This window comes from Micromonospora sp. NPDC020750 (genome assembly GCF_044334565.1).
Taxonomy (GTDB): Bacteria; Actinomycetota; Actinomycetes; order Mycobacteriales; family Micromonosporaceae; genus Micromonospora.
Map to the genome: position 1 here is coordinate 108,435 of NZ_JBIRTH010000001.1, position 22,207 is coordinate 130,641.

At 73.7% G+C, this 22,207-nt stretch carries 20 protein-coding genes and 1 riboswitch; of the genes, 12 read left to right on the forward strand and 8 right to left on the reverse strand.

What is annotated here, in order from left to right; translation table 11 throughout:
• Positions 1-36: 36 nt before the first annotated feature.
• The 3 genes from ACH4T9_RS00535 to eccB form a co-directional block, all read right to left on the reverse strand.
• Positions 37-1,257, reverse strand: coding sequence for a WXG100 family type VII secretion target (locus ACH4T9_RS00535; RefSeq protein WP_396669091.1), 1,221 nt, complete (start codon positions 1,255-1,257; stop codon positions 37-39).
• Positions 1,250-1,564, reverse strand: coding sequence for a hypothetical protein (locus ACH4T9_RS00540; protein ID WP_396669092.1), 315 nt, complete (start codon positions 1,562-1,564; stop codon positions 1,250-1,252). Before ACH4T9_RS00540 ends, ACH4T9_RS00535 begins: the two co-directional genes overlap by 8 nt.
• Positions 1,565-1,735: 171 nt before the next feature.
• Entirely contained in the window at positions 1,736-3,316 is a 1,581-nt protein-coding gene (eccB, locus tag ACH4T9_RS00545; protein WP_396669093.1) for a type VII secretion protein EccB, read from the reverse strand.
• 149 nt (positions 3,317-3,465) lie between these two features.
• On the opposite strand from eccB, the gene ACH4T9_RS00550 reads away from it, so the two are divergent.
• Positions 3,466-4,662 carry a type VII secretion protein EccE gene (locus ACH4T9_RS00550; RefSeq protein ID WP_396669094.1) on the forward strand — a complete coding sequence of 399 codons (1,197 nt, stop codon included), beginning with the start codon at positions 3,466-3,468 and terminating at the stop codon, positions 4,660-4,662.
• A 5-nt stretch (positions 4,663-4,667) separates the two neighbouring features.
• Here ACH4T9_RS00550 and eccD read toward each other — a convergent pair whose 3' ends face one another.
• Positions 4,668-6,065: a type VII secretion integral membrane protein EccD gene (gene eccD / locus ACH4T9_RS00555; RefSeq protein ID WP_396669095.1), complete on the reverse strand. Its 1,398-nt coding sequence runs from the start codon at positions 6,063-6,065 to the stop codon at positions 4,668-4,670.
• A gap of 202 nt (positions 6,066-6,267) precedes the next feature.
• On the opposite strand from eccD, the gene eccCa reads away from it, so the two are divergent.
• From eccCa to ACH4T9_RS00605, 10 genes are all read left to right on the forward strand, one after another.
• Entirely contained in the window at positions 6,268-10,227 is a 3,960-nt protein-coding gene (eccCa, locus tag ACH4T9_RS00560) for a type VII secretion protein EccCa (RefSeq protein WP_396669096.1), read from the forward strand.
• Between the two features lie 105 nt (positions 10,228-10,332).
• The gene (locus ACH4T9_RS00565; protein WP_396669097.1) at positions 10,333-10,713 is read left to right on the forward strand and encodes a YbaB/EbfC family nucleoid-associated protein; all 381 of its coding nucleotides are present in this window, start codon (positions 10,333-10,335) and stop codon (positions 10,711-10,713) included.
• Between the two features lie 16 nt (positions 10,714-10,729).
• Positions 10,730-11,023: a hypothetical protein gene (locus ACH4T9_RS00570; RefSeq protein ID WP_350884075.1), complete on the forward strand. Its 294-nt coding sequence runs from the start codon at positions 10,730-10,732 to the stop codon at positions 11,021-11,023.
• Positions 11,024-11,054: 31 nt separating this feature from the next.
• Entirely contained in the window at positions 11,055-11,780 is a 726-nt protein-coding gene (locus ACH4T9_RS00575) for a hypothetical protein (protein WP_396669098.1), read from the forward strand.
• Between the two features lie 15 nt (positions 11,781-11,795).
• Entirely contained in the window at positions 11,796-12,065 is a 270-nt protein-coding gene (locus ACH4T9_RS00580) for a hypothetical protein (protein ID WP_387021351.1), read from the forward strand.
• A 216-nt stretch (positions 12,066-12,281) separates the two neighbouring features.
• A complete protein-coding gene (locus ACH4T9_RS00585) occupies positions 12,282-12,590 on the forward strand; it encodes a WXG100 family type VII secretion target (RefSeq protein ID WP_387021354.1) in 309 nt (102 codons plus the stop codon).
• Between the two features lie 28 nt (positions 12,591-12,618).
• Positions 12,619-12,897, forward strand: coding sequence for a WXG100 family type VII secretion target (locus ACH4T9_RS00590; RefSeq protein WP_387021357.1), 279 nt, complete (start codon positions 12,619-12,621; stop codon positions 12,895-12,897).
• A gap of 84 nt (positions 12,898-12,981) precedes the next feature.
• Positions 12,982-14,409 carry a S8 family serine peptidase gene (locus tag ACH4T9_RS00595; protein ID WP_396669099.1) on the forward strand — a complete coding sequence of 476 codons (1,428 nt, stop codon included), beginning with the start codon at positions 12,982-12,984 and terminating at the stop codon, positions 14,407-14,409.
• Between the two features lie 37 nt (positions 14,410-14,446).
• The gene (locus ACH4T9_RS00600) at positions 14,447-14,989 is read left to right on the forward strand and encodes a hypothetical protein (protein WP_396669100.1); all 543 of its coding nucleotides are present in this window, start codon (positions 14,447-14,449) and stop codon (positions 14,987-14,989) included.
• Between the two features lie 17 nt (positions 14,990-15,006).
• A complete protein-coding gene (locus ACH4T9_RS00605; protein WP_396669101.1) occupies positions 15,007-16,335 on the forward strand; it encodes a WXG100 family type VII secretion target in 1,329 nt (442 codons plus the stop codon).
• Positions 16,336-16,408: 73 nt separating this feature from the next.
• Here ACH4T9_RS00605 and mycP read toward each other — a convergent pair whose 3' ends face one another.
• Both mycP and ACH4T9_RS00615 read right to left on the reverse strand, forming a co-directional pair.
• Positions 16,409-17,647, reverse strand: coding sequence for a type VII secretion-associated serine protease mycosin (gene mycP / locus ACH4T9_RS00610; RefSeq protein ID WP_396669102.1), 1,239 nt, complete (start codon positions 17,645-17,647; stop codon positions 16,409-16,411).
• Positions 17,648-17,700: 53 nt separating this feature from the next.
• Complete coding sequence (locus tag ACH4T9_RS00615; protein WP_387021371.1) at positions 17,701-18,039, reverse strand: helix-turn-helix transcriptional regulator; 339 nt, start codon at positions 18,037-18,039, stop codon at positions 17,701-17,703.
• 226 nt (positions 18,040-18,265) lie between these two features.
• On the opposite strand from ACH4T9_RS00615, the gene ACH4T9_RS00620 reads away from it, so the two are divergent.
• Complete coding sequence (locus ACH4T9_RS00620) at positions 18,266-19,075, forward strand: carbonic anhydrase (RefSeq protein WP_396669103.1); 810 nt, start codon at positions 18,266-18,268, stop codon at positions 19,073-19,075.
• 79 nt (positions 19,076-19,154) lie between these two features.
• Here the strand turns inward: ACH4T9_RS00620 and ACH4T9_RS00625 are convergent, their stop codons facing one another.
• Both ACH4T9_RS00625 and ACH4T9_RS00630 read right to left on the reverse strand, forming a co-directional pair.
• A complete protein-coding gene (locus ACH4T9_RS00625) occupies positions 19,155-20,177 on the reverse strand; it encodes a coiled-coil domain-containing protein (RefSeq protein WP_396669104.1) in 1,023 nt (340 codons plus the stop codon).
• A gap of 3 nt (positions 20,178-20,180) precedes the next feature.
• A riboswitch (cyclic di-AMP (ydaO/yuaA leader) is annotated at positions 20,181-20,312 on the reverse strand.
• Between the two features lie 166 nt (positions 20,313-20,478).
• A complete protein-coding gene (locus ACH4T9_RS00630) occupies positions 20,479-21,888 on the reverse strand; it encodes a YibE/F family protein (RefSeq protein ID WP_396669105.1) in 1,410 nt (469 codons plus the stop codon).
• Positions 21,889-22,207: the final 319 nt, after the last annotated feature.

Consider the following 22,207-nt stretch of genomic DNA (forward strand, 5'->3'; position numbering starts at 1 on the left):
TGGAGGGCCCCGCGCCGTACGGGTGAAGAGGACGGGTCAGCTCGCCCCGAGCACCGGCGGGGCACCGGTGTCGCCGTTCCCCCAGACCATCTCGTCCTCGGTCAGCCAGGTCAGCCGCTCGTCTGACTCGTCCTCGGCGGACCGTCCGTGCCCGCCGAGCACGCCCGCCCGAGCGCCGGAACTCCCGTTCGCGCCGACCCGGCCCACTCCCGTGGCGGCGCGGTGCTCGACCGCGCCCAGGCCGCCGGCCGGCCGCGCCGTCACCGCCGCCCCGCCGCGAGCAGACCCGGCCAGCGAACCGGTGCCGCCGCCGAGCACGCCGCCGGCCGGTGCGCCGGTGGACGCCCCGAAGAGCAGCCCCGCCCCGGTGCCGGCCGACGCAACCGCGGTCCCGCCGCCGACCGTGCCCACCGTGCCGCCGGCCAATTGCACCCCGCCGAGCGACGGATCGGCGCCCGCGAGCGACGTCCCGCTGCCCGGACCGCCGACGACCGTGCCGATGCCGCCCGGCGTCAATCCGCCGTGGTCCACGCCCGACGGCGTCGATCCGATGGCCGACACGTGCCCCGGGCTGCCCGGGGCGGACACCGTCTTGTGGCCGGTGGTCGGTGCGCCGCTGCCGGAGCCCGGTGCGGCCCCCGGGGTGCTGGCCCCGGGACCGGCGGACGGCGTCGTCGTGGAGGTGGTCGGGTCGAACGGCAGGTCCCGGTCCGGCTCCGGCGGGGTGACCAGCCGGCCGTACGCGGACAGGTCGTAACCGGCGGCCAGCTCGGCCACCACCTGCACCATCCGCCGGTGGGCCTTCTCCTTCTCGGCCTTGTCCTGATTGTGGCCCATGATGCCGCCGACGATCGCGCCGGCCGGGCCGAGGACCGCGCCGCCCTTGAGCGCCCCGGAGACCGCCTTGTCGTGGTCGTCGGTCTCGTCCGGGCTCTCCGCGTCCTTCTTGGCGGTGCGCAGGTGGGTGGCCATCAGCGTGAGGCCCTGGCGGACGTCGGCCATCCCCTCGGAGAGGGCGGTCGAGTGGTCGACGACCAGCGACAGCCGGCGCTGGAACTCCCGCCCGGCGTCCCCCTCCCAGCCGTTGGCCAGCTTGTCGAGGTCGCCCTTCAGGTCGCGGGCGAGGCCGTCGAGGGTGCCCTTCATCGAGTCCCACTTGGCGGCCAGCCCGTCGATCTGGGCCGGGTCGCCAACCTTCACGGCCTCGTACAGCTTCTCGTGGCTGACGTGCTCGTAACGCGCGGTGTACTCAGACACGACGGTCCCCCTGCCTGTCCAGCGCGTCGTCGACCCCGCCGAGGGCGGCGGCGATGTCAGCGGAGTTGGCCGCGTTGCGATCCTCGGTGGTCTTGTAGTTGGTCAGGATCGTGCCGGTCGCGCTCTGCGCGGCCCGCACCGCGTCGCGGAGCCGCTCGACCTGCTGGACGTAGCTCGTGTGCAGGTCGGAGTAGCGCCGGGCGTTGCTGGTCGCGTCCGTGAACGTGCCCAGCTCCGGAGGCCGGCACTGAGTCTCCGTCTTGAGCTTCCTGAGCACGGCCTCGGCCTCGGTGAGCCGACCGGCCAACCGCAGATGAAAATCCTCTAGGGACAGTACGTCGACTGTAGTGCGCCCGGTCATGGCAGCATCCCCGTAGTCCTCGTCGATAACCGTTGGCGAGACCAGGTTAGTGGACGGGGGCCAACCTGGGCGACCCGCGAAAGTGCGGTCGACGTGTTTTCGACCCAACCAACCTGGTCACCCACCGGTGGTCGGCGACCCGGTCGCCCCGGCAGACCCGTCATCCGCGGGCCGGCTCGGCTCGCCGCTCGCCTCCCGGTCCGGCGTGCGGCTCGCACCCCCGGCGGGCGGTCGACGTGCGGCTTCGGTCGGCGCGCTGCGGCTCGCGGAACCCGGCGCGCTGCCGCTCGCGGGGCTCGGGGCGAAGTACGCGAGCGCGTCCTCCCGCTCGAGGGCGGGGCCCGTCGGCACCAGTGACAGCAGCGACGCTGGCACCGCCAGCGGGGTCACGCCGCCGTACCCGAGGGCGGTCAGCGCGTCGCCCGACCGGGTGCCCAGCGGGTAACGCACCCCCTGGGCGCCGATCAGATAGACCGTCGAGCCCGGCGTGCCCGCGCCGCCCTCCCCGGCACCCGGGGCGGCCTGGACCAGCACACCCTTCCCGCCCGGCAGCAGGACCTGCTCGGCGGTGCGGACCGCGTCCCGGGCGCCCTGCCGGACCGGCGTGGCTGGGCTGCTCAGCTCAGCCGGCACCCGGTCGAAGACCTCCAGCGTGGTGGTGGGCGGCGCGTCCACCGCCCCCTTCCGGTAGGTGGCGCAGAGCACCGTCCGGCCCGCCTGGACCGGGTGCAGCACCGGCAGCGCCCGTGGCGTCCCCTCCGGCTCCACCCGCTCCCGGGTCAGCAGCCGGCCGGCCTGGTCCGGCGTGATGTCGGTGACCCGCCCGCCGTCGCGCAGCAGCAGCAGGGCGGTGACCTCGCCGATCGCGGCCAGCCCCTCCCGGGTCAACACGTAGTGCTGCCCGGCCGCCCGGAAGACGTCGCCGACCCGGGCCGGACCGTCGCCCACGGTAAGCCGGCTGGTCTCCCCCTCGCCCGCGATGTCGGGCTCGCGGAGCACCGGACCCGCCGGCACGGCGTTGAGCAACTGCGCGCCGACGGTGACCGTGGGGGCGCCGGCCATCCGCAGCGCCGCCGTCGCCTGGTCCCCGCCCGCGATCTGCATTCGGGCGTCGCCGGTGAGCAGGTACCGTCCGCCGTCGACGGTGACCAGCACCGCCCGGTCGCCGAGCGGCACACCGCCGGAGAGCGGCCGGTCGATCACCACGTGGGTGGTGGAGCGGCGGGGGTCGGCCGGGTCGGGCACGTCGCAGACCGACCAGGGCAGCCCGATCAGCGACTTTCGGTCGGGCAGCGCGTCGGGGGCGCCGACGATCCCGACGGTACGCCCGCGCGGCCGGTCGGCGATCGACGCCTGCGACATGGTGCGCACCGCCGGGTCCGCCTCGTTGAGGATCAGCCGGGCCGAGGCGTAGTTCAGGGTCGGATGCAGCAGGTTGTCCACGTAGACGTACGTCGCCCCGGTCTCCCGCTCGATCACCAGCGTGTTCGCCTCCAGCGGTGCGGTGTTGCCGGTGAGCTGGCCGTACGCGCCGATGCCGCCGAGCACCACCGCTGCGGCCACCACGCTGCCGATCACCGCGAGGCCGAGCCGCCGCATCGGCAGGTTCGTGGTCTCCGGATCGCCGGACAGCAGCGCGGAGACGATCCGGCGGGTGACGAAGCGGTACGCCTGCACCTGGTCGCGGCGGGTCCGCATGACTTACCTCCGGCGGGATGGGTCCGCGGCGATCAGGTCCGAGCTCCGCCGCGGGCTTCCCTACGATAAGGGGCCGCCGGTCGGGGAACGGGACCACCGCCCACCCCGTACCGGCTCAGGAAGCCGCCCGTCCAGAAGGGACGCCACCGATGCCCCAGGTCCAGGCGCCACCCGGTCGTACGGCCCCCGGCTCGGCCGACCCGCCCGCGCCGCCGGCGCCGCCCGACCGTGCGGTCGTCCCGGCCGACCGGCGCAGCCGGGGCCGGCTCGGTCCGGTCGTCGTCGGGCAGCTCGTCGTGGCGGAGCTCGGCGCCCTCACCGTGTACTCCGCCCTCGGCGGCTCCGGCTGGCTGGTCGGGGTCGTCGCCGCCCTCGCGACGGCGGCGGTCGTCGCCGCCTTCGCCCGCCGCGGCGGGCGCTGGTGGTACGAGGACCTGCTGCTGCGCCGCCGGCTACGGCTTCGCCGGGAGCGGGCCCGGACGGCGGTGACCGGGGGTGGCCCCGGCGACTCCCTGCTGGTCGCCCTCGCCCCGGAGCTGACCGTGATCGAGCTGACCGAGCGGGGCACCCGGCTCGGTATCGGCCAGGACGGCCAGGGCTGGTTCGCCGCCGTGGCGCTGGACCCGCGCCCTGGAGCGCCCGCCGGCTCCGTCGAGGCGGCGGTGGTGGACCGGGCGCTGGACGTCCTGGCCGACTTCTCGGCCTCGGTCTCCCTCGCCCAGGTCGTCTCGCACACCCTGGTCTGGTATCCGGCCCCGGGCGCCCCCCCGGCCGCCCACCGCACCGTGTGGGTGGCCGTACGGCTGTCCGTGCGGGACGCCCGGAACGAGGCGGTGACGCGGGGCGGCGGGGTGGTTGGCGTGCACCGGACCGTGTCCGCCGGTATCGGCCGGCTCGGCAAGGCGCTGCACGCCGCCGGCCTGAGTCACCGGGTCCTCGGCCGGGACGAGCTGCGCGCCGCGGTCGTCTCGGCGGCCGGCATGGACCTGGCGCCCGCGCCGCAGGCGGAGACCTGGACCGGGCTGCGCGGCGGCGGTTGGACCCAGCGCTGCCTGGCCCTGCGCGCCCGTTCCGGGGTTCCCTGGGGGGCCCTGGTGGACGCGGTCACCGCGACCTCCGCCCCGTCCCACACGCTCGCCGCCGTGGTCCGCCCCGGCAACCGGCCGAGCCCGCCGCTGCTGCGCGTCGCGGCTCCCGCCGACCACGTCGAGGCGCTGGTCAAGGCGGTCCGGGACGTCGCCCGACGGGGCGGGGTCCGGGCCCGGCCGCTGGACGGCGAGCACGGCCCCGGCGTCTACGCCACCGCTCCGGTCGCCCTGCGCGTCATCGACCACCGCGCCGAGTGAGGCCGTCAGGGGCGGAGGTTGACGATCCAGCCGTACAGGCCGCAGACCCAGGCCGCGAGCGGCACCAGCGAGATGATCAGCAGGATCTCGACGATGTCCAGGAGCCGTCCCCAGACCGGCGAGATCCGCTTGCCCGCCACGGTCAGCCCGTAGATCAGGCTGATCACGGCCGCCACGACCAGGCCGCCGAGGACCACGCCGAGCCGGAGGGCCGTGGAGCCGGCGGCGAAGGTGGCCGCCGCCGCCAGGCCGAGCCCGGCGGTGCCGGCGAGGAGCACCGGGGTGCGCAGGGCGCGGCCGATGAACGGCCGGGCGCGCAGCAGCGACAGGAGGGCCAGCACCAGGCAGAGCAGCGTCGACGGCAGCCGGCCGTCGAGGGCGAGGATGACCTCCCCGCCCAGCACCAGCAGCGCCACCGTCCACAGCAGGCCGGTGAGGAACGCGTCGGCCCGCTCGCTGAGCCGCAGCACCTGGCGACCGTCCACGGTCTCGGTGTCGGTCTTCAGGTCGTCCGGGCCGGTCGGGATGGACGGGACGGGCAGCCGGGCCAGCCGGTAGGACGCCATCGGCAGCGCCGGCAGGAAGGCGAACGCGACAGTGGCGACCACCGCGGCGGCGGCCGGAGCGCCGACGGAGAACGCCAGGCTCACCACCGCGCCGAGGCCCACCGCCGCGCCGACGGCGGTCGCGCCGAAGAAGAGCGGGAGCCGGTCGCCGACCGCCAGCGCCGCGACCGCACCGAACACCACCACGGCGGTCGCCGCGAGCAGCACGTGCGGGCTGGCCAGCCCGGTCAGCGTCCGGTCACCGGCCAGCACCAGCAGGCCGCCGGTCGCGGCGTGCCCGATGCCGACCAGGGCGAGCACCGAGCCGGTCCGGCTGTCACCGGCAGCCCGGGACAGCACCGCGGCGCTGACCACCAGGGCGACCGCGACCAGCAGGGCGGCGATCGCGCCGGGCAGCTGCGGCGGGCCGGCGAACAGCGCCGCCAGGGCCCCTGCGGACAGCGCCGCCGCGGCGAAGAGCACCGAGAACGAGCGGGTGGTGCCCACCTGCCAGCTGCCCGGGCGCTGGTTCGTCGCGGTGGCGACCGCGTCCACCACGTCGTCGAAGACGATCTCCGGGGCCGCCGCGGCGCGGGGGGTGAAGTAGAGCACCTCGCCGTCGCGCAGGCCGAGCTGCGCGGCGGTACGGCCACCGTCGAGCGGCTGCCCGCCGAGCCGGGCGAGGCTCCAGCCGCCGTGCCGGACCCCGTCGTCGGCGAGGTCCTCCCCGGCGTGCCGGAGCAGGGTCGGCAGCAGGTCGGCCAGCGGCACGTCGGCGGGGAGGGCGAGATCCATCCGGGTCCGGGGCGCCACGATGGTGATCCGGCTCAGACCGCCGGTCGCCGTCTTCGTCGCCACTGTGGCCTCCTCGCGCTCGCCTACGCTCCACCCCACCGGGGCGGCACCGCCCCGTGGGTCCACGACGCCCACGGGAGATTACCTACGATGGCGTCCACGTACGATGCCCACCCGACGGCCCGCGGTCGGTCGTCGTGGCCCCCGGCCGCACCTCGCGCCGTGCCGGTCGGTGTCCAGGCCGCTTCTGGGGGAGGAGACAGCCGTGAGCACCGTGGTGTTCCGCCGGCTTCCGCGCCAATCGGGGCCTGCCCTGCCGCGTGGTGAGGTGCTGCTGGAGTCCCCGCCCGAGCTGCCCGAACAGACCCCTCGGGGGATGGGTCAGCTACTGATGATCCTGCCGATGGTCTGCGGCGTCGGCGCGATGGCGTTCCTCTACGCCGGCCGGGGCGGCGGCATGATGACGTACGTCGCGGGCGGGCTGTTCGGCGTCTCGATGCTCGGCATGGCGCTTGGGTCGCTGAGCAACGGCGGCAACGACAAGGCCGAGCTGAACGCCGAGCGCCGCGACTACATGCGCTACCTCGCCCAGATGCGCAAGCGCACCCGGCGCGCGGCCGAGCAGCAGCGGGCCGCGATGGCCTGGCGGCACCCGGAGCCCGACGCGCTCTGGTCGATCGCCGCGTCCCGCCGGCTCTGGGAGCGGCGGGTCACCGAGGACGACTTCGGCGAGGCCCGGATCGCGGTCGGCCCGCAGCGGCTGGCGGTGGAGATCGTGCCGCCGGAGACCAAGCCGGTGGAGGACCTGGAGCCGATGAGCGCGATCGCGCTGCGCCGGTTCGTCCGGGCCCACTCGACGGTGCCGGGCCTGCCCACCGCGCTGTCCGTGCGGGCGTTCTCCCGGGTGGTGCTGCGCGGCGAGCGGGAGCCCGTACTCGACCTGGCCCGGGCGGCGCTGGGCCAACTCGTCACCTTCCACGCCCCGGACGACATCATCGTCGCGGTGGTGGCCGCCCCGGAGCGGCAGCCGGCCTGGGACTGGGTGAAGTGGCTGCCGCACGCCCAGCACCCCGGACGCGCCGACGCGGCGGGCGCCCGTCGGCTCGTCTTCGCCACCCTCTCCGAGGCCGAGGAGTCCCTCGCCGACGAGCTGGCCGGCCGGCCCCGGTTCTCCCCGGAGGCGAAGCCGCTGACCACCGCACCGCACGTGGTGGTGCTGATCGATGGCGGCGAGATCGCCGCAACCTGCCACCTGACCGGCCCGAGCCTGCTCGGCACCACCGTCATCGACCTGTCCGGCGCCGTCCCCCGCGACGCCGGCCGCTGGCTGCTCTGCCTGGACGTCGGCGACGGCGCAGCGCTCGATCTGGTCCGGGGGGCGTCCGTGTCGCGGCTGGGCCAGCCGGACCGCCTCACCTCGGCCGCGGCCGAGGGACTGGCCCGGCAGATCGCCCCCTACCGGCTCTCCCAGCAGCAGGCCAGCGCCGAGGAGCCGCTGGCCCGCAGCACGGAGCTGCCCGACCTGCTCGGCATCGGCGACGCCGCCACGGTCGACACACAGCGGACGTGGCGCCCGCGCAGCCAACGGGACCGGCTGCGCATCCCGCTCGGCGTGGGCCCGGACGGCAACGTCGTCGAGCTGGACTTCAAGGAGTCCGCGCACGAGGGCATGGGCCCGCACGGCCTGGTCATCGGCGCGACCGGCTCCGGCAAGAGCGAGCTGCTCCGTACGGTGGTCGCCGCGCTCGCGGTCACCCACTCGTCGGAGGAGCTGAACTTCGTCCTGGTCGACTTCAAGGGCGGCGCGACGTTCGCCTCGCTCGACGCGCTGCCGCACACCAGCGCGGTGATCACCAACCTCTCCGACGAGTTGCCCCTGGTCGACCGGATGCGCGACGCCCTGGCCGGCGAGATGAACCGCCGCCAGGAGGTGCTGCGCGCCGCCGGCAACTACGTCTCCCGGTTCGAGTACGAGAAGGCGCGGGCCGCTGGTGAGCCGCTGGACCCGATGCCCAGCCTGCTCATCATCTGCGACGAGTTCAGCGAGCTGCTCGCCGCGAAGCCGGACTTCATCGACCTGTTCGTGATGATCGGCCGGCTGGGCCGGTCGCTCGGCGTGCACCTGCTCCTGGCCAGCCAGCGGCTGGAGGAGGGCAAGTTGCGCGGCCTGGACACCCACCTGTCGTACCGGGTCGGCCTGCGTACCTTCTCGGCGGTGGAGAGCCGGATCGTGCTCGGCGTGCCGGACGCGTACGAGCTGCCCAGCGCACCGGGCCACGGGTACCTGAAGACCGACACCACCACCATGCTGCGGTTCCGGGCCGCGTACGTGTCCGGGCCGTACCGGGCGCCGGGGGAGCAGAAGTCGTCGCAGGCGCTGGTGCAGCGCCGGATCGTGCCGTACGGCACGGACTTCGTGCCGGTGCGCGCCCCGGAACTGACGGTGGAACCTGTGGACGAGCCGGAGCAGCCGGCAGACGGCAAGGCCGTGGCGATGCTCGACGTGCTGATCGCTCAGCTCGCCGGCCGGGGCCGCCCGGCCCACCAGGTCTGGCTGCCGCCGCTGTCCGAGCCGCCGAGCCTGCTCGACCTGCTCAGCCCGCTCGCCGTCGACAAGACGTACGGCCTGACCACCTCGGGCTGGCAGGGCCGGGGCCGACTCACCGTCCCGGTCGGCGTGGTCGACCGCCCGTACGAGCAGCGTCGCGACCCGATGATGGTGGAGCTGGCCGGCTCGGGCGGCAACGTGGTCATCGTCGGCGCCTCACTCAGCGGCAAGAGCACCATGCTGCGGTCGATGCTGGCCTCGCTGGCGCTCACCCACACCCCGCGCGAGGCGCAGTTCTTCTGCCTCGACTTCGGCGGCGGCGCGCTGCGCAGCCTGGAGGGGCTGCCGCACATGGCCGGCGTGGCCGGCCGGCGCGACACCGAGGCGGTCCGCCGGACGGTCGCCGAGGTGGTCGGGATCATCGACGAGCGCGAGCAGCGGTTCGCCCAGCACGGCATCGACTCGGTGGCCGGCTACCGCCGCCGTCGGGCGGCCGGCGAGTTCGCCGACGACCCGTTCGGGGACGTCTTCCTCGTGGTGGACGGCTGGAACACACTGCGCCAGGAGTACGAGGAGCTGGAGCAGACCATCACGAACCTGGCCAACCGGGGGCTGGGTTTCGGCGTACACGTGGTGGTCACGGCGGTCCGCTGGGCGGAGATCCGGATGAACATGCGGGACCTGCTCGGCACCAAGCTGGAGCTGCGGCTCGGCGACGCGGCCGAGTCCGAGATCGACCGCCGGGCCGCGCAGAACGTCCCGGAGAAGACCCCGGGCCGCGGCCTGACCCGCGACAAGCTGCACTTCATGGCCGCGGTGTCCCGGATCGACGGCCGCCGGGACGTCGACGACCTGACCGAGGCGTCGGTCGCGTTGGCCGGACACGTGGCACGGGCGTGGCCGGGCACGCCGGCCCCGAAGGTCCGGTTGCTGCCGCGCCGGCTGCCGCTGCACGAGCTGGTCCGGGTCGCCGACCGGTCGGCGCCCGGCCTGCCGATCGGTGTCAACGAGTCGGCGCTCGCCCCGGTGTACCTGGACCTGGCGAACGAGCCGCACCTGACGGTCTTCGGCGACGCCGAGTGCGGCAAGACCAACCTGCTGCGGGTGATCGCGAAGGGGATCGTCGAGCGGTACACCCCGGCGCAGGCGCGGCTGGTCATCGCCGACTACCGGCGCGGCCTGCTGGGCGCGGTGGAGGGGGAGCACCTGCTCGACTACGCGCCGTCCAACCAGGCCTTCGGCCAGGGGCTCGCGTCGATCCGCAGCGCCCTGTCGAACCGGCTGCCCGGGCCGGACGTCACCACCGCCCAGCTGCGCGACCGGAGCTGGTGGAAGGGGCCGGACCTCTACATCCTGGTGGACGACTACGACCTGGTCGCCTCCGGCGGCAGCAACCCCCTCAGCGCGTTGCAGGAGCTGCTGCCGCAGGCCCGCGACATCGGTCTGCACCTGATCATCACCCGCCGCGTGGGCGGCGTGGCGCGGGCGCTGTACGAGCCGGTGCTGCAACGCCTCCGCGAGCTGGACTCCCCGGGCCTGTTGATGTCCGGCAACCGGGAGGAGGGGGCGGTCTTCAGCACGTTGCGGCCGAGCCCGCAGCCGCCGGGCCGGGGCACCCTGGTGCGCCGCCGCGACGGTCAGCAGCTGATCCAGACGGCCTGGTCCGAGCCGGCCTAGGGTGGGACGTCGGCTTGTCGTTCCGGTAGCGTCGGGCCGATCGTCGCTTGTGAAGAGAGGACCGTGGTGAGCACTTCGCGGGGTTACGGCGGCGCCGGGGGCGCTATGGAGAACTTGTTGCGCCAGGCGCAGGAGCAGCAGCGTCGGCTGGCCGAGTTCCAGCGGCAGCGCGCCGATCTGCGGGTGACCGGGGAGAGCCCGGACGGCCTGGTCCAGGCCACGGTGAACGGCGAGATGAAGATCGGTGACATCGAGATCAACGCCCGGGCGATGCGGCTGGACAGCTTCTCCCTCGCGGAGTCGCTGCAGGCCGCCGTCGACGCGGCGTACGCGGCGTTCGGCGAGCGCCAGCAGGAGCTGCTGACCGATATGCTCGGCGGCTCCGAGCTGGTCCGCCAGGCCCAGGAGGGCACCCTCGCCCCGGAGGACTGGTTCCGCCAGTTCGGGGTGGACCTGGCCGATCCGTTCCGCGGCATGCGCCGCTGAGCCGGGAGGAGACACGGTGGCTAACAAGGTCGACGTCGACGCGATCCGCAAGGCGAGCACCAAGCTCGCCGCCGCGGACGGCCCGATCCAGTATCTGCGCAACGTGCAGGCACTGCTGGAGAGCGTGAAACTGCCGGGCGGGTCGCTGACTCTCTTCGGTGACACGACCGTGCAGGCCCACAACGCCTCGGTCGACGGTCACCTCGACAACGTGAAGACCGGCATCGCGCACCTGAACAAGGCGGCCGAGCAGCTTGAGCAGACCGCCAAGAACTGGGAGAAGTCGGACCAGCCGTGGGTGGTCAAGTGACCGGCCGGGCGCATGACGGGGGGAACAACTGATGGCGGAGCTCCTGATCGCCAACGCGTCCGGAGCGGTGACCGGCACGCACACGGTCGCCACCACGACGGCGCCGGTGCGGGGGCTGCTCCCCGCAGCCCGGGCCAACTGGGTGTGGCTGGTCGGCGCCGGCGTCCTGGGGGTGATGATCGCCTATCTTGAGACGTTCGACAACGACGAGGTCAACAAGTCCATCAAGGAGTGGGGCGACGCCGCGCGCCTGCTCGGCGGGGACCAGTTCGGCGCGGCGCTGGATCAGGTGCCACCGTCCGACACCGAGTGGGACTTCGACGACCGGGACGCGTTCGAGCTCTTCCTCCGGAAGCTCGGGGCGGAGATCAACTCGCTGGCCGAGGCGTTCAGCGCCAACAAGGACACCCTCACCTCCGCCCGGGACGCCTTCAACGACGCCGTGGACGCGCTGGTCGAGGCGCTCATCCCGATCCTGATCGCGGTGATCGCGTCGGTCGCCCTCCAGGCGTTCCCGCCCACCGCGCCCATCGCCGAGGCGATCGGGGTGGCCGGGATGACGGTGAGCGTGGCCATCCTCGCGCTGATCTTCGGGGACATCAGCTCGATGTTCACCGCCGTCATGGCCGGGTTCCAGAGCAACAACCGGTTCGCCTTCGTGTCGGACTCCCGCCCGGGTTGGGCACCCACCGGCTCGGATCCCGACATCAAGGACATCAAGATCGACTGGGTGCAGGACTCCAAGTTCTACGAGTGACCGAGAGGCGGCGACATGGCCAGAGTGGTCCTGGGGCTCTTCGTGTACTGCCTGGTGACCATCCCGGTCTTCCTCGGGCTGGCCCTGGTCGCCCAACTTGCCCGGGTGACCTGGGCCAAACGGGCCAGCGAGGCGGTGCTCATCACGGGCGTCGCCGCGCTGATTCCGGTGGTGCTGGACCGGGCGTTGGAGAAGCCGGTGCTCTGGGCGGGCGTAGTGCTGCTGGTGGTGCTGTTGGTGGTCGGCGTGGTGATGCACGTGAAGTCGTACACCCGGCCGTCCTGAGGCCGGCTGTGGGCCCGATCGTTCGGTCCGCACCGGAACACGTCGTGGTCCCCACCTGCCAGGGAGCGACGGTACGGAGGCAGGGCTGCGCGGGCTGGACGGAATCGGTTACCGTCTCATCCAGAGTGTCCGTCGGTGGGGTTGGTAGGTTGCCTTGCCGCGGGGGAAGGCGCGGCAGAGTTCCGCCGCCACAACGATGACGGAAGGGTGTGAAGCATGGCGTTCGAGGTCGAAGCATCGACTCTGCATACCGCGGCGAATGACGTGCGGTCCACGCGCAGCGAGGTCGACGGCGAGCTGAAGAAGCTGTTGGGCGTGGTCGACGACCTGGCGATCGCCTGGAAGGGGCAGGCGTCCGGAGGCTTCCAGCAGCTCATGCTGCGTTGGAACGAGGACACCGGGCTGCTGCTGACGGCGATGGACAACATCGCCGACCTGCTTGACAAGTCCGGCACGACGCACCAGGTCAACGACGAAGAGCAGCAGCAGATGCTGGACAAGTTCCACTCTGCTCTGAACCCGTGACCGGCAGTCAGGCGCAGAGGAGGAAATCGTGACGATCAAGGTTGACTACGCTGTCCTCGAGAGCAGCAACCAGCAGATGACGGCCATCGCGCGGACTCTCGACGAGAAGCTCGACACGCTGCGGTCCATGCTGACCAAGCTCCAGTGGGAGGGCGAGGACCGCGCCGCCTACCAGCAGCACCAGGCGCAGTGGGACACCGCCGTCCGGGACATCAACAAGATCCTGAACGAAATCGGCGGCGCCGTCGGCATCGCCCGCGCGAACTACGTCACCACCGAGATGAGCAACTCCAAGGTCTGGAGCTGAGATAGTTACCGGCGCGGCTCCGGTCCGGCTCGACCGGACCGGAGCCGTTCTGCGTGACGGGTCGACGAGGGTCCTGGGGGAGCGATGCGTACGGGGAAGCGCCGCCGGCCGCTGCTGCGGTCCGCCGCCGCCGTGCTGGCGCTGGTAACCGCCGCCGGAGCCGGCCTGCTGGCCGGGCCCGCGCCGGTCCGCGCCGCCGACACGGTACGCGGCCTCCAGTGGTACCTCGACACGCTGCGCATCCCCGAGGCGCACAAGCTGACCAAGGGCAAGGGCGTCACGGTCGCCGTGGTCGACGGCGGGGTGCACGCCGCACATCCCGATCTGAAGGGCCAGGTCCTGCGGGGCACCTCCCTCTCGAAGGACGTGCCGGCCGACGGTCGTTCCGACCCGGACCGCGAGAACGGCCACGGCACCAAGATGGCCGGCATCATCGCCGGGCGGGGCGGCGGGTCCATGCACCAGTTGGGCATCGCCCCGGAGGCGAAGATCCTGCCGGTCGCCCTCGGCCTGCCGCGCGACTGGGACATCGCGGGCGGCATCCGCTGGGCCGCCGACCACGGCGCGGACGTGATCAACCTGTCCGTGGGCGCCGCCGGCAGCGACCCGCAGGTCACCGAGGCCGTGCGGTACGCGCTCGGCAAGGGGGCGGTGCTGGTGGCCGCCGCCGGCAACCGCCGCACCGACCGGGCCGTGCCGCTGCCGGCCAACATTCCCGGCGTCCTCGCCGTCGGTGCCACCGGGAAGACCGGGTCCCTCTGGAGCGGGTCGGTCACCGGCCCCGAGGTGGGGCTGACCGCGCCCGGTGAGCGGATCATCGGCCCGGTGCCGCCACCGGTCTCGCCGAACGGCTACGGCGTGACCGACGGGACCAGCGACGCGACGGCGGTGGTCTCCGGGATCGTCGCGCTGGTGCGGTCCCGCTATTCCGATCTCGATGCCGCCGACGTGGTGAACCGGCTGGTCCGCACCGCGCGGGACCAGGGCGCCCGGGGTCGCGACCCGGAGTACGGCTTCGGCTCGGTCGACGTGCTGGCCGCGTTGACCCGCCCGGTGCCGAAGGTCGACGCGAACCCGCTGCTGACCGGTGCCTCGCCGACGCCCCCGACGGCCTCGGACGAGGGCGGGGAGGACGGCGACGACGGGCCGGCGATCTCCGTCGGACTGGCCGACAACGCACCGATCCAGCTCGGGCTCTGCCTACTCGCGGTGCTCCTCGTGGGCGCGGTGGTCGTGGTGCTGATCGTGGTGAACCGGCGGGCGGCGCGGCGTCGCGTACCGCAGGCCCCGGTGGGCGGCCCACCGCCGCCGCCCGGCCGGACGCAGCCGGGCCACCACGGCCCCTGGCCGTACCCACAACACCCGCAACAGCCGCGACCGCTCGGGCAGCCGACGGCCCCGCATCCGTACGGGCAGCAGGCCCCGCATCCGTACGGGCCGGCGGGCCGGCCGGGCCCGCAGCCGGGCGGCGGGCAGACCGGGGCTCCCCCGGCGGACCCGCAGCCGCGTTGACACCGACACCGTAGACACGGGGCCAGGGGAGGGCATCATGAGCGACGAGGACAACGATCCGGACCGGGTGAACGTCGATTTCGCCGTCCCGATTCCGGTCAACCCCATGTTCCCCGGGGTGGGCGACATCCGTGGGATGAGCTTCGACCGGATCGGCGTGGACCAGGCCGAGACGCCGTCCGGACTGGTCGCCGGGAGCGGCGAGAAGGGCGTCGAGACGGAGTGGGACGCCGGCAACATCGACTCGGCCATCATCTGGCTGGAGACGCACGCCGGCTACCTCCACCGGCTCTCCTACGACATGGTCGACATCAAGGAGAAGCTCGGCGGCGACCAGGCCATGGCGGGCAAGGGGCCGCTCGGCGGCTTCCAGTACGCCAAGCAACTGGCGCAGCAGCACCAGCAGGTGTACGCCAGCACGGAGAGCGGGCTGCGCACCCTCTCGGAGAACCTTTACACGGCCGCCGAGGCGCTGCGCACGGTCAAGCAGAACTACGAGACCGCCGAGGGCGCGAACGCCATGACGGCTCAGCAGATGCAGCAGGCCTTCAACGATGCCGCCCGCGGCGGCGGCAGCTGAACCGGGGGTAACGGGACGTGGGGAAGAGCTGGGAGGACATGGCCCGTGAGGTGCTCGTCGAGGGCCGACCGGCCGACGTGCAGAGCGCCGCACTGGGCTGGAAGGAACTGATCAAGAACCTCGACCAGGTCCGGGAGAGCCTCGAGACGAACGTCAAGGACATCGGCGTGGTCTGGAAGGGCCCGGCGTACGAGTCGTTCAAGACGCACATCGAGGGGCTGGCGAAGAGCGCGAAGACCATCGTCGAGGACGTCGACAGCCCCGGCCGGGGCAAGGTCAGCATCGTGACCACCCTGGAGACGGCAGCCAGCCAGTTGGAGCAGGCGCAGGGCAAGATGCCGATTCCGGCGGCCTGTGTCGGTGACGTCATGGCGGCCCGCAACGGCGAGGTCACCCTTGGGATCGGGCTCTTCGAGACCCGGGTCAAGGCGGACCTGATGGGTAGCTGGCCCGTCGAGCAGCTCGGCAAGCTCGGCGACTGGGTGACCGGCTGGTTCTCCGACCAGGAGGGCGAGGCCCGCAAGGCCTACAACGAGGTGAACGACAACTTCAGGGACCGGACGATGGAGGCCCCGACCTCGGTGACCCCGGGCACCCGCACGGATCTCAAGCCGGACGTACCCGACCTGGGGGGTGGCCCGGGTGGCGGTGGCGGTGGCGGTGTGCCGAAGGTCGGCGGGATGCCGGGCACCGGTGGGATCGGCGGTGGTCCCACGGCCGACGTCGGCAAGCTGCCGGAGCTCGGCAGCGGCCCGGACCTCGGGTCGACCGTCCACCCCGACCTGTCCACGCCGGACACCGGCACGGGGAACCTCCCCGACACCGACTACCCGGGCTCCGGCGGGCTGGACGACGGCTACGGCACCGGCCTGGCCGGCGCCGGCGCACCGACCACCACCGGACTCGGTTCGGGCGGCGGGCTGGGTGGTGCGGGGCTGGGCGGCGGGAGCAGCGCAGGCCTGTCCGGCGGCGGCGTGGGCGGCGGCATTCCCGGCGGCGGTGCGCTCGGCAAGGCGGTCAGCCCGGGGCTGCCGCCGATGATGGGCGGCGGGGCGGCCGGCGCGGGCGGAAAGGGCGCGGGTGGCCGGCTCGGCGGCAAGGCCGGCATGGGCGGCATGATGTCCCCCGGCATGGGGGGCGGCGCCGGTGGCCGGGGCGCGGCCGGCAAGGCCGCAGCCGGGGCCGGTCGACCGGGCGGCGCGATGGCCGGCCGGGGCGGCATGGCCGGGGCGGGCCACGGCGGCGCCGGCTACGCCGAGGAGGAGCAGCCGCGCAACAACTGGCTGGAGGAGGACGAGGACGTCTGGGGCACGGGCGGCGACGGCGGCCCCGGCATCCTTCGCTGACCCCCGGGCCCACGTCCGGCGTTGAGCACGACGGTGCCGGCCCACGCTTCGGCGCCGGCCGGCACCGTCGCGCTCATTGGGACGAGGCGGGGGTGGGCCGGCGTCCCGGGCGCCAGCCGCGTCGCCGGCCCCGGACCAGGATCGGCTTGGCGGCGAGCAGGACGCCGGCCAGCAACGCGCCCACCACGGCCACCCAGACCGCCACGGACCGTTGCCAGCCCAGCGGGTCCCGGGGCGGGTCCGGCGCGGCCAGCGCCCCCGGCGGCGGGTCGGTGCGCGTGCCGAGCAGGCTGGTGACCGCCCGGTACGGGTTCACCACCCCGTACCCGACCTGGGCGTTGTGCCCGTCCGGCGGATTGTCCGCCGTGCGGGTGAGCCGGGCGGCGACCTGTTCCGGGGCGAGACCGGGGTACGCGGCGCGGACCAGCGCGGCTGCGCCGGAGACGTACGCGGCGGCGAAGCTGGTGCCGCCCTGCGGCTCGGCGAGGTACCCCTGCCCCCGGGGCGCCGGGCCGAGGATGTTCAGCCCCGGCGCGGCGATGTCCACGTAGTCGCCGGTGACCGAGCTGCCGACGTGGCCGCCCTGCTCGTCGACCCCGGCGACGGCGATGACCCCCGGGTAGGCCGCCGGGTACGCGGGCAGGTTCTGCTGCTGCTCCTGCCGGTTGCCGGCGGCGGCCACCACGACGACCTTGTTGTCCAGGGCGTACTCGACGGCGGCGGCCAGCTCCGGACGGGGCAGCGTGACCAGCGACAGGTTGATCACGTCGGCACCCTGGTCGACGGCCCAGCGGATGGCCTGGGCGATCTGCGCCGGCAGGTTCTCGTCGTTGGTGCGCTTGGTGTCGGGCAGCACGCGTACGGGCAGGATGCGGGCGGCGGGGGCGATGCCGGTGAACGGCGAGCCGGTGCCCTCCCGGCCGGCGATGATGCCGGCGACCATGGTGCCGTGCCCGGCCTCGTCGCACTGGCCCTCGCGCGAGGGCAGGTCGTTGAAGTCCCGCCCGGGGCGCACCTGCCCGCGCAGCAGCGGGTGGGTGGCCGAGACGCCGGAGTCGATGACCGCCACGGTGACGCGCTCGCCGCGGGTGATCCGCCACGCCGCAGCCGGGTCCAACCGGGACAGCGCCCAGGGGGTCTCGGTGGGTGCGGGGTTCCCGCTCGGCCCGCACGCCGGGGCGGCCGAGGCTGGCAGGGGAGGCGGGACAGCGATGCCGAGCAGCGCCGCCGCGAGTCCACACAGGAGCGCGGACCGCGCCCGCCCGGTACGCCCGTTCACTGCCATCCCCCTGGCCGGGTAGCTCCCGCGCACCGGCAGAGAGTACCGCCGCGCCGCCCCGGGCGGGGACACGGGCCTCTGGCGGCTCAGGAGCCGGCGGCCTCTCCGGTCTGCTCCCCGGTGAAGAGGGCGAGCAGGTCGCCGACCTGGCGGTCCGACTCGGCCGGGTGGCGGAAGTGGCCGCTCGGGTTGACCGTGTACTCGTTGCGCCGGCCCACCCGGGTACGCCGCAGGTAGCCGCCGACCTCCAGGTCCGCCACGATCGCCTGGGCGGCCCGTTCCGTGACGCCCACTTCGTCCGCGACGTCGCGCAGCCGGGCGGTCGGGTTCCGGGCGATGGCGAGCAGCACGTGCGCGTGGTTGGTGAGGAACGTCCAGTTCCGGGTGCTCCCGTTCGCGCCAGCCGTCGTCGTCATATCCGACATGCTATGGCGAGGCCGCCCCGCGTACTCCCCCTGGGCGGCCGGCTGCCCCTGCGGTCCCGGCCGGATCGGGGCGCAGGGCCGGCCTTCGTGGGCTACTGCCCCCTCGGGCGCGCGTGCAAGACCTTCCCGACGTATGAAATGCGTATCACGTAACGCTTGACGTACCTTTAGCTGCGTGTGACGGTGGAGGAACTGGTCGTGCGGCCGAAGGGCAAGGTGGTGGGGCATGAATCATCTGAGCATGTCGATGAATCAGGTGGGGTTGGGGCGGGTTGACCCGTCACCGGCCGCTCGCCCCGGCGATCTCGACCCGCTCGCTCCGGGCCAGGCCCTCGCGGAGTTGCACGCCGGAAACCACCGGTTCGTCACCGGGGTGCCGCGCCATCCGAACCAGGACGCCGGCCACCGGGCGGCCGTCGCCGACGGCCAGCACCCGTTCGCGGTGATCGTCGGCTGCTCCGACTCCCGGCTGGCCGCCGAGATCATCTTCGACCGAGGGCTGGGCGACCTCTTCGTGGTCCGCACCGCCGGGCACACCATCGGCCCCGAGGTGCTGGGCAGCGTGGAGTACGCGGTGACCGTGCTGGGCACCCCGCTGGTGGTGGTGCTCGGCCACGACTCCTGCGGCGCCGTGCAGGCGGCCCGGGCGGCGGCCAGCACCGGAACCGCGCCCGTCGGCCACCTGCGGGCCGTGGTGGACGCCGTGGTGCCCAGTCTTCGCCGGGCCGCCGAGCGTGGGGTCGAGGACATCAACGGGATCGTCGACATCCACATCGCGCAGACCGTCGAGGCGATGCTCGCCGACTCGTTCGTGCTGGCCGCCGAGGTCACCGCCGGGCGGTGCGCGGTGGTCGGGATGTCGTACCGGCTCAGCGCGGGCGAGGTGCGGACGGTGGCCGCGGTGCCCGCCGGCTTCGCCCCGGCCGTCGCCGCGGCCCCGGCCGTCCCCTCCGCCGCGGCCCCGGCCGCCCAGGACGCGCCCACCCCGCCCCCGGGAGTCACGCCGGCCACTCCGGCGGCCCCGGCCGCCGCCTGAGACGCTCGTGGGCCCACGACACGGCGAGGGCCGCCCCCGCGGGGTGTGCGGGACGGCCCTCGATCGCGTGGCGGCGGCGTCAGAGCAGCGACATGTGCACGTGGTCGGTGTGGTCGGAGGGCCCGCTGTAGGACTTCCAACCGGTCGCCGGGAACCAGATCTGCCGGTTCCAGATGACGTAGTAGATGCCGAGCCGGTCGGCGTTGCGGATGAGGAAAGCGGCGAGGTTGTTGCCGTACATCCGGGTGTCGTTGTTGTGCCAGGGGGCGAATCCGCTGTTCTGCAGCGACCAGTCGCAGGCCCGGCCCTTGGGGTGCTCCCACGGCCCGCCCGGGCGGTAGCAGCCGACAAAACGGTGGAAACCGGCCTTCTTGGTCTCCTTGTACGCGTGCAGCGTCCGGGGGGTGATCGTGCCGGAAGTGGTCGGGTCGTTCTCGGTGCGCGACTCGGGCCGCCACTCACCGTCGGAGGTCCGGCCCGGCGCGATCCTTGCGACCGGGGAGGTGGCGTCGACCAGGCCAGCGGTGAAGTCCTTGCCGCCGACCAGCGCGAGGGACTTCTCGGCGTCGTGCTTCTTCTTCGCCATGATCGCGGTCTGCTTCTGCTGCTCGCGGATCTCGGCGTCGACCGCGAGCTTGGCCTGCTCCGCGTCCTTCTTGGCGTCGTTGACCTCGCCGAGCTTCCGAGCATTGATCATATTGAGCTGGTCGAGGGCGGTGGCGCGTTCGACGAACGAGTCCGGGGTACCGCTCTCCAGCAGCATCGCCATCGCGCCGATCCGCCCGGTCCGGTACGACTGGGCGGCCATCTCGCTGATCTGCGGGGCGAGCGCGTCCAGCTCCTGTTCGGCCCGCTTCACCTCCAGGGCGAGCTGGAGCTGGCGCTTCTTGGACTTGTCGAGCTTCGACTGGGCCTGGGTGTAGTCCCGGTTGGCGGCCTCGATGACGTCGGTGATCAGCTTGGGCTCGTCGTCCTCCTCGTGCCCCGAGGGTTTGGGGGTGGAGGGCGCGGCGAACGCCGGGGCGGCCGGCCCGGCGAGCATCGCCAGCGCGGCGAACACGGCCGCCACGGGTGCCAGCCAGCGGCGCAGGGGTGCCGTCACAGTATTCCCTTCCATCGACCGCCGACCGGGTTAGCTGACGGGTTCGGGGCGGAAGTGGCCCCTACCGCTCTCGCGGATTCACCCCAGGTACCTGGATCCCCGGCTCGCCTCGCGGCGATTGGGCGGCGGCACCGCAGGCGCCGCTGCGCGCCTTCGGCGGTGACCGGCAGCGAGGTTACCCGACAGTCCTCGTGGGGATCTACGTCCGGATGCCGACTAAAAGCGTAATTTTGTAATTGCTTTCGGTAGTCAGTGACGCGATTCTCATACGTGGCACCACTCTCGGTCACGCTGGGAAGTGTCACCATGCGCTGTCCGTGCTCCCTTCTCGGCCGGCCCAGCGGGCCGGCAAATCGGTGGGGCGGGCCGCCGGACCGCCGGGAAACCGGTCGTCGGGCCGCCCACCGCTGAGCGCCTCCAGCGCGAGGTCCCGCTCCGCCGGGTGCGGGGCTGCGCCGGGGGTACGCGAGGCCGGCACGTCCCCGTCGCCGCCCGGCCGGCCGGGCCCGGCCGCTGCGGCCCGACCCGCTGCGGTGACCACCGCGGCCAGCCCGGTCGTCAGCGGTACGGCGGCGATCAGGCCCAGTGTGGCGACGGCGCTGCGGACGATCTCCTGCGCCATGAACTCGGTGGTCAGGATCTCGGTCACCGGGCGGGAGTCGGCGGTGAGCAGGAGCAGCAGCGGCAACGACGCGCCCGCGTACGCCAGCACGATGGTGTTCACCGTGGACGCGACGTGTGCCCGGCCGACCCGGGTGGCCGCCCGGTAGAGCTGTAACCGGGACAGCCCCGGGTTGGCGTTCGCCAGCTCGGTCACCGTGGCCGCCTGGGTGACCGTGACGTCGTCGAGCACCCCGAGCGAGCCGATGATGATGCCGGCCAGCAGCAGCCCGTGCAGGTCCACGTCGCCCCGGAACATCGACAGGGTGGTGGCGTCCTCGCTGCCATGGCCGGTGAGGTGGGTGGCGGCGGCGGCCAGGGTGCCGAGGACGCCGGTGAGCACCAGGCTGCCCAGGGTGCCGAGGACGGCGACGGAGGTCTGCGCGCTCACCCCGTGGGTGAGGTACAACACCACGAACATGATCAACGCCGAGCCGACGATGGCGATCAGCAGCGGTGACCCGCCGGCGCCGATCCCGGGCAGCACGAACGTCAGCAGGATGGCGAAGCTGGCGGCCAGGCCGGCCAGGGCAGCCAGCCCTCGCCAACGGCCGAAGGCGACGATCGCCAGCGCGAACACCACCGCCAGCCACACCAGCGGGGTGCCGCGCTGGTGCTCGGCGATGTTGTAGGCGCTCGTCGACGGGTCGACCGGGTCGGTCAGCTCGACCAGGACGATCCGGTCGTCGACGGCGACGGTGGGCGCGCCGGGACCGGTCGGGACCGGCGTCTCGATCTGCTGTCCCGCGTCCGGCCCCTGCTCCACCCGGACGGTGACCGTGCCGCACCGGCCGTCCTGCGCGCCCGGCCCGCCCGAGCTGTCCTCCGGCGTCTCCGGCTGCGGCGGGCACGCCTCGGTGACCACCCGGGTCACTGTGCCGTGGTACCGGGGCACCGCCGCGCTGCCGTCGCCCTGCGGGCCCCCGTCGCGGGGCCAGAGGACGACTGCCACGATCACGGTGATCACGAAGAGCGGCACCACGGTCGCGACGAGGACCCGCCGCACCCCGGGCGGGGCGGGCGGGGCCGGTCGGGTGTGGTCGGCGCCCATCGACGGTCTCTCCAAACGGTGTGTCAGCGCGGGGTGGGGTACGGCCCGGTGGACCGGGCGGTTCAGCGTTCCCGTCGTCCGGCCCGACCCGTCGGGTCGGACTCGGCGGCGGGAAGGCTCCCCCGGTGTCCGTGCCGGTACCCACGGCGAACATGGGGCGGGACGGTGCGGCGGACCGGCGCCGGCCGCCGGGTCGGCGCCACCCGGCGGGATGCGGGGGCGGGCGGTGCGGAATCCGGACGACCATCGCCCGAAATGGTAGCCATCCCCACCTGGGAACGCAGATCGCGCGCCCGGTCGGCCCGCCGGACATGCCCCG